Origin of the sequence: Flavobacterium cerinum (assembly GCF_004028155.1) — a bacterium.
GTDB lineage: Bacteria > Bacteroidota > Bacteroidia > Flavobacteriales > Flavobacteriaceae > Flavobacterium > Flavobacterium cerinum.
Window position 1 is genome coordinate 109695 of record NZ_SBII01000014.1, and the last position, 10328, is coordinate 120022.

Consider the following 10328-nt stretch of genomic DNA (forward strand, 5'->3'; position numbering starts at 1 on the left):
GACAGGTTTTTTTTATTTTGTTTTTTTGCATACTCAAAAAAGCATATATTCGTTATCATTATAAAGAAGAATACTTAGAAAAGAGTATATTTTACATTTAAAAGAAACTTTTATCAGAACATGACAAACTTAATTTTATTACTACAGGACTCACTTGCTGTGGCAAAAGATGCAGCTCCTGGTGATGCGGCGGCTGCAGGAACAGAACAATCGATTAATTTCTTTTCGATGCTTATGAAAGGTGGGGTTATGGTAATTCCAATCCTTATACTCCTGTTCTTTACTATTTACATTATTATTGAAAGAGCTTTGTATATAAGTAAACAGGGTAAAGAAGATAATGCACTTATTAATGATGTGCGTTACCAGCTTAACTCAGGTAAAATTGAGGCAGCACAAATTGCTGCAAGTAAATCAGGTACGGCTTATGGTACTATTCTTGAAAGTGGTATAGCTTTAGTAGGGAGACCATTGAGCGAGATAGAAGGTATGATGGAAAAGACTACCAATGTTGAGATCGCTATGATGGAGAAGAAATTAGGTTATTTAGGTCTTGTGGCTGGTATTGCACCTATTCTTGGTTTCATCGGTACAATTTCAGGGGTTATTAAAATATTTTATACCATTTCGATTACAGAGAATATTAGTATTGGAAGTATCTCAGGCGGTTTGTATGAAAAAATGATCAGTTCGGGATTAGGGCTTATTGTTGGTGTTATAGCCTATTCAGGTTATCACTTCTTTAATATGATGATCGATAACTTCGCGCTAAAAGTGCAAAAACAGGTTATACAGTTTGTTAATGTAATAACTACAGGAAAATGAGAGTAAGGAGAAATAAACGTTTTCATGCAGAAATTGCGGCATCGGCGCTAAGCGATATCATGTTCTTTTTGCTGTTGTTCTTCCTTATTATCTCTACACTGGCTAACCCAAACGTTATAGACCTTGCGCTACCAAAGGCAGATTCTAATAAAACGACTGATAAAGCACATGTTACAATATCTGTAACCGCCGATAAAAAGTATTTTATAGACAAGCAGCAGGTTCCTTTTGAAGAACTTGAAGGTACGTTAATGTCAAGAATTAGCGCTAGTGGAGACAATGTAGTTATCGTTAGACTTCCAAAAGAGCTTCAGGTGCAGGACATGGTAGATATATTACAGATTGGGCAGAAGAACAAACTGAAGTTTTCTATCGCCACTACTAAATAATTGAGGTTATGGCTAATTTAACAGCAGAAGAGAAAAAAGCACTGATAATTACTATGGTAACTTTTGCTATAGTATTGTTATTGCTTTTTATTATGAAATATACTCAAAAAACAGACCTTGTAGACCTTTCCGAACTCGAAGGCGGTGGAGGTGGAGGCGGTGTGACTGTAAACTTTGGAGATAGTGATGTAGGTTCCGGAGCTGATTTTCGCAATGAAGTACTTAATGTTACCGAAAAAGTAAAACAAGTACCGCAGGCATCTCAAGCTAATGAAGAGGAAGTTGTTTCCAGTGATCTTGATGATGCTCCGGCAGTAGTAAAAACGAAGCCTGTGGAGAAGAAAGAGCCTAAGAAAGTAGAGACGAAGCCTGTTAGTGTAAAAGGTCCGCCACATCCATCTAAAACAACATCTGATGCCCTTGCTAATATATTAAATGGAAACAGTAAAGGTGGTGATGGAGATGATGGGCAATCCGGAAATAAAGGAAGACTTGGCGGAGATAAGAATTCCGGAAGCTATTATGGTGATGGTGGGAGCGGAGGAGGCTCTGGTGGGGGTAACGGTTCTGGAAATGGAACGGGTACCGGGCCGGGTTCAGGAAGCGGTTCAGGCGGTGGAAGTGGAGCTGGCAGAGGAACTGGAGTTGGTGATTATCAACTCGGAGGAAGAAAGCCGTTAACTAAACCTAAACCTCTTTATAAATGCAATGAAGAAGGTATAGTTGTTGTGGAAATTTCTGTAGATAAAAATGGTAAGGTGATTGGTGCTGTGCCAGGTGTTAGAGGTACTACTAACTCAGCTAAATGTCTTTTGGATCAGGCTAAAATTGCTGCAATGGACACTAAATTTAATAGCAGTGATTCAGCTCCTGAGAAGCAGGTAGGTAAAATCATTTATAATTTCAAACTGTCAGAATAATTCATTTTCAAATTATTGTTATAAAAACAAATAACCCACACAATTGCGTGGGTTATTTGTTTTTATAATTGTTTCATAATCCAGTCCAGGCATTGCTGAGAATCCATAATTGACCACGAATGCGGATGCTTCTGTCCATTAGGACGTATACCCTTGTCATATGTAATAATCAATTCCGCATTTTTATTTCCACCTAATTGTAAAAGGTTTATCATTGCTGAAATGTCAAGAGCATTAAGATCATAAAAATCACGCTGCCTGTTTTTCATTGCCCAGGCAACATCAGGTTCTGCATATAATAATACGGGAGTACTTAGTAGGTATTTTGCATTTCCCCCATCTTTCTGGCTATGGGAGTAAATGGAATATTTAATATATTTCTCAGGGAATTCATCCGGCGATCCTCCAAACTCTTTTTTGTACATTTCAGTAACCCATTTGCCTTCGGCAACTGCTGCCTCAGACACATTACGTTCAAGGTCGTTAATACAGTGCTGCCATAAATTTGCATAATCTAAGGGTGGATCAATTCCGAATATAGCTTTAGGTACTACAGTGGTACTTCCCTTTTCACTATTGGCTTTTTCAGCATAACTTAATGATAGCATAGCTCCTCCCGAAAATCCACCTAAAACAAATTTATCTTTTGGTATGCCAAAGCGTTTAATTACCTGTGTAAATATTTTATTAAGCATTTCATGTTCATACGTCTGTTTTGTAGAAATCTGGTTTATTGACGGAAATATTACAAGAAAACCTTTGTCCGCTGCCAGTTTGTGTAGCGTTATCTGATCAGCTGCATAGTCTAACGGTTCTCCTGCTCCCGGAAGTATAACTAAAACGGCAATAGGTTTTGTTTTAGGAATAATCAACTTGTAAAACAGGGTGGAAGAGTCTTTGTCATGTGATCTGTACAAATCATACGGATCAGAATTTGAAAGGATCACTGTTTCTTTTGTTTGAGAGTTTCCAACTACACTTATAAAAAGTAGAATCAGGTTTATATATTTCATGATTTGTTTGTTATGAATATGGTATTAGTAGTAAATATGTACTATTTGTTACCAAAATATAAACAAAAAACCGCCCAAATGGCGGTTTGTATTTATAAAGTTTCTGTTTTGTTTTTAGAGGTGAAAATGAGATAAAAACCTACAAGGATAAATGGAATACTTAACCACTGTCCGGTTAATAATATTGGATTGTCACCTTCAAAGCCTCCCTGACTTTCCTTAACAAATTCTACAAAGAATCGTACTGCCCATAATAATACAAGGAATATACCAAAAATGAATCCGTGCTTTTTGCGAGCATCTGTTTTCCAGTACATATAAAAGACCACAGCGAAGACGAAAATGTAACCAAAGGCTTCATACAACTGTGCAGGATGTCTATAAGGTATCTTTGCGAGAATCTCACTGAAATCAGGATTATGTTGTATCATTTGATAAGCTTTATTAAGGTCTTGTTCGCCTGTAACAGCAGATATATTTGAATCGTTTAGAAATTCTTCCCCTCTAATGAATTTCACTGCTGTCGGTAGGCTTTGATCTGTTGGTTTACCAATTATTTCTGAATTTACAAAGTTGGCTATGCGTATTAAAATGCCTCCACTGACTACTGGTATGGCAATTCTGTCCAGTATCCATAATAATGGGCGATGAACTACTTTTTTGCTGTAATAGATCATTGTTAGTATGACTCCAATAGCTGCGCCATGACTGGCAAGACCTTTAAATCCAGTAAATTCAAATTTAGGATTAAAGCTAAATGGGAGAAATATACTTAATGGATCTTGTGTGAACAGTTCGGTTTGATAGAAAAGGACATGACCTAAACGTGCTCCTATCATAGTAGCTGCTATAGTGTAGATAAACAATTTATCAAGGTTTTCTATCGATTCGCCATCGCGAATGTAAATACGTTTCATAAGATACCATCCTAAAGCAAATGCGGCTACCCATAGAAGGCTGTAATAATGTAATGTGAAGATTCCTAAATCGATGCCTTTGGATGGATTCCAGACAATGCTTAATGCGTGTGTCATTATGTAATTTTGAATTTTGGTAAAAGTAAAAAAATGCCCGAAGTATCTGGGTTAAAAGGAGGTTAATATCTATAATGGTAATGTGGTATAATAAAAAAACCGCCACTTGGGCGGTTTAAATTATAATGTTTCGGTTCTATTCTTTGCGGTAAATATAAAATAGAAACCAGCAAGTATAAATGGAATGCTTAGCCACTGTCCAGTAAGAAGTATTGGATTATCACCTTCAAAGCCTCCCTGACTTTCTTTAACAAATTCTACGAAGAATCGTACTGCCCAAAGTAAAACAAGGAATACACCAAAGATAAGTCCGTGTTTTTTACGAGCGTCTGTTTTCCAATACATATAGAATATAATAAGGAATACAAAAACATAACCTACAGCTTCATAAAGCTGTGCAGGGTGTCTGAATGGTATTTTTGCTAATGTACTGGCAAAATCCGGATTGGTTTCTATGGCTTTGTAGGCTTGGTTGTAATCTACAATTTTTGTAATTTCTACGGCATCATGTTTATTAAGAAAGTCTTCGCCTCTTATAAATTTAATTGCTGTAGGAACATCCTGAGTTGTTTCTTTACCTAATATTTCACTGTTAAAGAAGTTTCCTAATCTTACAAAAACACCTCCACTGGTTACAGGGATAACGACTCTGTCCAGTACCCATAATAATGGTCTGTGAATGATTTTTTTACTATAATATACCATTGTTAATATTATAGCTATAGCTGCACCGTGACTCGCAAGTCCGGCAAAGCCTGTAAATTCAAAGTTAGGACTGAAACGCACTGGTAGCAGTATTTCTGCCGGATGATCTTTAAAATAGTCCCAATCATAAAAGAATACATGACCAAGTCTTGCACCTAAGAGAGTAGCGATAAGAGTGTAGATGAAAAGTTTATCCAGCTTTTCTACCGATTCTCCTTCACGATCAAATATCTTTTTCATGATGAACCATCCAAGGCCAAAAGCAACTACAAACATAAGGCTGTAGTAACGTATCATAAATGACCCAAGATTAATTCCTTCGGATGGATTCCATACTATACTTAAACTATGTGTCATTATTTATTGTGTTAGTTTTTTGTAAAATTAAAGAAATGTGCATGACAGGCAAGAAAAAACATATTAATTAATGTTTGTGATTGCATCCTTTTTCTGGTACAGGGTCATAACCTTGTCCTCCCCACGGATTACAACTTACGATTCTCTTTATACTAAGCCAACTGCCTTTAAAAAGACCGTGTATCTGTAAAGCTTCTATTGTGTACTGTGAGCAGGTAGGGCTGTAACGACAGGCTGATGGCAAAACAGGGGATATAGCCACCTGATAAAAACGGACTAATAGTATAAACGGTGCTGCTAGTATGCTTTTTGCCTTCAATGGCTTTGGTTTAGTTTAATGAAAAAGTAGTACCTTCTTTAGAGTCTTTTAGCTCTATGCCAAGATCTGTAAGTTTGTTTCTTATTTGATCAGATAGAGCAAAATCTTTATTCGCACGGGCTTCATTTCGCATGCCTATAAGCATGTTAACAACACTTTCCAGTTTTTCATTATTACCTTCTTCTGCGGATTCATTTTTTAATCCCAGTACCTCAAATACAAAAGTATTCATGGCTTTAGAAAGTAATTCCAAGTCCTGAGCGGTAATCGTCTCTTTGCCATCCTTTAAAAGATTAACAAATTTTACGCCTTCAAACAGTTGAGCTATAAGTATTGGGCTGTTAAAATCATCATTCATGGCATCATAACAGGATTGTCTCCATGTTGCAATATCCAGTGTAGATATTTTTACTGCTTCGATGCTTTCCAAGCTTTCAATAGCTTCCATAAGACGGTTGTATCCTTTTTCTGAAGCTACAATAGCATCATTAGAAAAATCAAGTATACTACGATAATGAGCCTGAAGCATAAAGAAACGAGCTACAGATGGTGAAAAGGCCTTGCTCAATTTGTCGTTATTCCCGGAAAATATTTCCCTTGGCAGGATATTATTTCCAGTAGATTTAGACATTTTTTTACCGTTAAGTGTAAGCATATTGGCATGCATCCAGTAATTTACCGGAGACTGACCTGTGCAGGCTTCATTCTGAGCAATTTCGCATTCATGATGAGGGAATTTAAGATCCATTCCACCTCCATGAATATCAAAATGATTGCCTAAGTATTTTGTACTCATCGCTGTACATTCAAGATGCCAGCCAGGGAAACCGTCACCCCATGGAGAAGGCCAGCGCATAATGTGCTCTGGTTCTGCTTTTTTCCAAAGGGCAAAATCCTGTGAGTTTCTTTTTTCGTCCTGTCCGCTAAGGTCTCTGGTATTAGAAATCATATCTTCCAGATTTCTTCCGCTTAATTTACCGTAATGATGTGTTTTATCGAATTTAACAACATCAAAATAAACAGATCCGTTAGACTCATACGCATAACCATTTTCAATGATTTTCTTTACTGTCTCAATCTGCTCAATGATATGACCTGTTGCCGTAGGCTCGATGCTAGGAGGGAGGTTGTTGAAAAGCTCTAGTATTTGATGAAAATCTACCGAATACTGTTGTACTATTTCCATTGGCTCCAGCTTTTCCAGTCTTGCCTTTTTTGCAATTTTATCTTCACCTTCGTCTGCATCGTCTTCAATATGACCTACATCAGTAATGTTACGCACATATCTTACCTTGTATCCTAAATGTTTAAGATACCTAAAAATCAAGTCGAAAGAGATAAAAGTTCTACAATTACCTAAGTGAACATTGCTGTATACTGTTGGACCGCATACATACATACCTACCGCACCTTCGTGCAGGGGAACAAATGTTTCTTTTTCACCACTTAAGGAGTTGTAAAGCTTTAAAGCCTGATTTTGATATAAATGCATATATAAATTATTTGAAGACTAATATATTTTCAAAGATACTAAAACTGAGTATCCAGTTTAATGTAATCTAAAAATTCCCTTCTAACACTTTCTTCTTTGAATCTTCCGCCAAATTCTGAAGTTACTGTACTACTTTCAATATCGCGGATACCTCTCGAGTTAACACATAAGTGTTTTGCATCCATTACACAGGCCACGTCTTCAGTGTTAAGTACTTTTTTTAGTTCCTGTACAATTTGAATAGTAAGTCTTTCTTGTACCTGGGGTCTTTTAGCGTAATAATCTACAATACGGTTCATCTTAGAAAGTCCTACCACTGTACCGTTTGAAATGTAAGCTACATGAGCTCTCCCTACTATAGGTAATAAGTGGTGTTCACAGGTAGAATAAACGGTAATGTTTTTTTCTACAAGCATTTCTCCATATTTGTATTTGTTATCAAATGTTGAAGATCCTGGTTTTTTTGCAGGATTTAAACCTCCAAAAATTTCCTTTACAAACATTTTAGCAACACGGTTAGGAGTTCCTTTCAAACTGTCATCAGTCAGGTCCAATCCTAATGTCTTTAAAATGTTTTCTACATCATGTTTGATAGAAGCGATTTTATCATCATCACTCATTTCAAAAGCATCCGGTCTTAAAGGAGTTTGTGCGTTTGTTGCAATATGGTTATCTCCAATTTCGTCTTTTGTATCGTCGTTATGGGTCATTATATATTATTTAATAGAATAGTACAAAAATTAGTGCGCAAAGATAACTATAAAAGTTGATTTTAAATTATCTACTGGGTGAGGAATTATGTAGTATAAGATAAAAAGCTTTAAGCGCTAAAAGTATTAATCAATAATGACTCCTATCATTTGATATATTAAATTTATCGTAATGTTTCATGTAGTGTTATGTTTAGGTAAGATAAAAGCTGTAGTATGTGTTTAGTAATGTATTTTTTTATAGGTCGATTGAAAAAAATATAACTTTTTTTTAAAAATAGGGTAGGGAAAATTAATATTTGGCTGTTATTGTATAAAAAATAAAACTTTTTTTAGATTTATTGAATCAAATTTGTGTAATTTTCGCGTCTTAAAAAATCAACCAAAATGAATAACAAATACCTACTCCTGCTGTTGCTTAGCGTTTTTGGTTTTCCAGCTTTCGCTCAGATACTCCCTCAGCCGTATGTGACGGCTATAGATGGTGTACCTATCTGTAATCCTGGAGAATGTACAACATTGACAGCAGATTATTTTAGTACTGGTCAAACGACTTCCTATACGGTTGCTTCTATTCCGTATAATCCACCGTTTGGAACGATAGGAGCGAATGTAATTCCTGCTGATAAGGATGATCAATGGACCGATATCATTAATTTAGGTTTCCCGTTTTGCTTTTACGGTAATAGCTACGACAAGGTTATGTTAACCAGTAATGGGGCTATTACTTTTAGTATAGCAGGTTTAGTCCCTCAGGGAAGATATACTCCTAATACTGGAAGTACATGGGTAATGCAAGGACCAATTCCTTATGCAGCTCCAGGTAATATTTTAGCACCTTTTGTTAACTCTATTTTTGGAGTGTTTCATGATATTGATCCTGCAAAACTGGCATCTAATCCAAAGATTAGCTGGAGTATTTTAGGTGCTTACCCTAATAGGGTATTGGTTTTTAATATTAAAGATGTTTTGCTATGGAGTTGTGGTACAGCTCTTCCTCCTCAAAATAGTCAATTGGTTATGTATGAAACTACAAATGTAATTGAGGTGTTTGTAGGAAATAGAAACCCTTGTATGTCTTGGGAAAATGGTAAAGGACTAATAGGTCTTCAAAATATTGATGGTACTCAGGCTATTGCAGCACCGGGTAGAAATGTGAGTACATGGACTGCTAATAGTGAAGGCTGGCGTTTTACACCTGCAGGGCCTAGTATTGTGACTTTAGACTGGTTTCAGGGTACTACTCTGGTAGGGACAGGTCCCTCTGCAACGGTGTGCCCTACGGTTGATACTACTTATAAAGTTAGGGCTACTTACACATTATGCAGTGGTCCACCGGTTATTGTTGAAGATTTTATAGATGTTGATGTTCCTGATCCACTTCCGCTTGGACCTATAGAAGATATTATTTTATGTGGTAACCAACCAACTTATACTGTAGATATTAAAGCTATTAATGATGCAATTCTAGGTACTTTAGATCCAAATATAAATGAATTAAGTGTACATCCCACTCAAGCCGCGCAAATAGCGGGTTCAGGTAGTATACCTACAAGTGTTTTGCAAAATTACCCTGTGAATCAAGGACAGGAATATACTATTTGGGTAAGAATTCAAGATTATTTTACTTCCTGTGTGACTCTTTTTTCTTATAAAGTTAAAGGAGGCGTTCAGCCAGTAGCAACTGCGCCACAAGATATGCATGCATGTGATGTTGGTAATGACGGAATTGAAATTTTTGATTTAACATCTAACGATGGTACAATACTTGGTTTACAGGATCCGAATGATTTTCCTGTTAGTTATCACACTAGTGCAATTGGAGCTGATGAAAATACAGATATAATTTCAGCAGTAAATGCAGCGGCTTATAGCTCTGGAAATACCACAATTTATGTTCGTGTTAGTAATGCTGAGACTGATGAATGTTTTGCTGTTACAGATTTTGATCTTGTTGTGACGCCTAGTCCACAGGTTGTTGTTCCCGCTGATGGTTTTGCTTGTAGTAATGTTGGCTATACATTGCCAGTTATTACTGTAGGTAATTATTTTACAGCACCAAATGGTGGAGGAACTCAACTGGCGGCTGGTGATATATTATATACTTCACAAACAGTTTATGTTTATACTCAATCAGGTGTTGCGCCTAATATTTGTAGTAATGAAGGTAGTTTTGAAGTCACTATTTATGATAAACCTATTGTAGACAAACCTGCAAATGTGCAGGTATGTGGTTCATTTGTACTAGAGCCTCTAAATGTGGGGTCTTATTACACTCAACCGGCAGGCGCAGGAGTTATTGTTCCGGCAGGTACTGAGATTACGGCTACACAAACATTTTACATATATGCTCAGACTGGAGCCGGCTTGGTTCTGTGTACAGATGAGTATGCTTATACGGTAACTATAAATGCTTCCCCTGTTGTTTCCCCTGCTACACCTTTGGAGGCTTGTGCGAATAATTTTGACGGATTTTCATTTTTCAATCTGACTACAGCAGGTAATGAGATCTTAAATGGGCAGACTGGTTTAACGATAACGTATCACCTTACCGAGATTGGCGC

General features: G+C 36.6%; 9 protein-coding genes and 1 pseudogene. 4 read left to right on the forward strand and 6 right to left on the reverse strand.

Annotation, left to right across the window (positions count from 1 at the left end):
- Window positions 1-120: 120 nt before the first annotated feature.
- Genes EPI11_RS17015 through EPI11_RS17025 form a run of 3 tightly spaced genes read left to right on the forward strand, consistent with a single transcriptional unit; the run spans window position 121 to window position 2134 of the window.
- The gene (locus EPI11_RS17015; RefSeq protein ID WP_128391193.1) at window positions 121-825 is read left to right on the forward strand and encodes a MotA/TolQ/ExbB proton channel family protein; all 705 of its coding nucleotides are present in this window, start codon (window positions 121-123) and stop codon (window positions 823-825) included.
- The gene (locus EPI11_RS17020) at window positions 822-1214 is read left to right on the forward strand and encodes an ExbD/TolR family protein (RefSeq protein WP_128391194.1); all 393 of its coding nucleotides are present in this window, start codon (window positions 822-824) and stop codon (window positions 1212-1214) included. Before EPI11_RS17015 ends, EPI11_RS17020 begins: the two co-directional genes overlap by 4 nt.
- 8 nt (window positions 1215-1222) lie before the next feature.
- The gene (locus tag EPI11_RS17025) at window positions 1223-2134 is read left to right on the forward strand and encodes an energy transducer TonB (protein WP_128391195.1); all 912 of its coding nucleotides are present in this window, start codon (window positions 1223-1225) and stop codon (window positions 2132-2134) included.
- A 62-nt stretch (window positions 2135-2196) separates the two neighbouring features.
- On the opposite strand, the gene EPI11_RS17030 is transcribed toward EPI11_RS17025, so the two are convergent.
- The 6 genes from EPI11_RS17030 to folE form a co-directional block, all read right to left on the reverse strand.
- Complete coding sequence (locus EPI11_RS17030; protein ID WP_128391196.1) at window positions 2197-3147, reverse strand: hypothetical protein; 951 nt, start codon at window positions 3145-3147, stop codon at window positions 2197-2199.
- 92 nt (window positions 3148-3239) lie between these two features.
- On the reverse strand, window positions 3240-4181 hold the full coding sequence (gene lgt, locus EPI11_RS17035) for a prolipoprotein diacylglyceryl transferase (RefSeq protein WP_128391197.1): 942 nt from the start codon (window positions 4179-4181) through the stop codon (window positions 3240-3242).
- 120 nt (window positions 4182-4301) lie between these two features.
- Window positions 4302-5243, reverse strand: a complete 942-nt coding sequence (gene lgt / locus EPI11_RS17040) for a prolipoprotein diacylglyceryl transferase (RefSeq protein WP_128391198.1) — start codon at window positions 5241-5243, stop codon at window positions 4302-4304.
- Between the two features lie 67 nt (window positions 5244-5310).
- Window positions 5311-5562 carry a membrane protein insertion efficiency factor YidD gene (gene yidD / locus EPI11_RS17045; protein WP_206619136.1) on the reverse strand — a complete coding sequence of 84 codons (252 nt, stop codon included), beginning with the start codon at window positions 5560-5562 and terminating at the stop codon, window positions 5311-5313.
- A 10-nt stretch (window positions 5563-5572) separates the two neighbouring features.
- On the reverse strand, window positions 5573-7054 hold the full coding sequence (gene cysS, locus EPI11_RS17050) for a cysteine--tRNA ligase (RefSeq protein WP_128391199.1): 1482 nt from the start codon (window positions 7052-7054) through the stop codon (window positions 5573-5575).
- 38 nt (window positions 7055-7092) lie between these two features.
- Window positions 7093-7764 (reverse strand): GTP cyclohydrolase I FolE, encoded by a 672-nt coding sequence (folE, locus tag EPI11_RS17055; protein ID WP_128391200.1) that lies wholly within the window; start codon window positions 7762-7764, stop codon window positions 7093-7095.
- A gap of 387 nt (window positions 7765-8151) precedes the next feature.
- On the opposite strand from folE, the pseudogene EPI11_RS17060 reads away from it, so the two are divergent.
- Window positions 8152-10328, forward strand: a pseudogene (locus EPI11_RS17060) (hypothetical protein); the annotation flags it as partial.

Coding starts and splice junctions, on each gene's coding strand:
- EPI11_RS17015 (WP_128391193.1), top strand. CDS start 121: ATGACAAACTTAATTTTATTACTACAGGACTCACTTGCTGTGGCAAAA.
- EPI11_RS17020 (WP_128391194.1), top strand. CDS start 822: ATGAGAGTAAGGAGAAATAAACGTTTTCATGCAGAAATTGCGGCATCG.
- EPI11_RS17025 (WP_128391195.1), top strand. CDS start 1,223: ATGGCTAATTTAACAGCAGAAGAGAAAAAAGCACTGATAATTACTATG.
- EPI11_RS17030 (WP_128391196.1), bottom strand. CDS start 3,147: ATGAAATATATAAACCTGATTCTACTTTTTATAAGTGTAGTTGGAAAC.
- lgt (WP_128391197.1), bottom strand. CDS start 4,181: ATGACACACGCATTAAGCATTGTCTGGAATCCATCCAAAGGCATCGAT.
- lgt (WP_128391198.1), bottom strand. CDS start 5,243: ATGACACATAGTTTAAGTATAGTATGGAATCCATCCGAAGGAATTAAT.
- cysS (WP_128391199.1), bottom strand. CDS start 7,054: ATGCATTTATATCAAAATCAGGCTTTAAAGCTTTACAACTCCTTAAGT.
- folE (WP_128391200.1), bottom strand. CDS start 7,764: ATGACCCATAACGACGATACAAAAGACGAAATTGGAGATAACCATATT.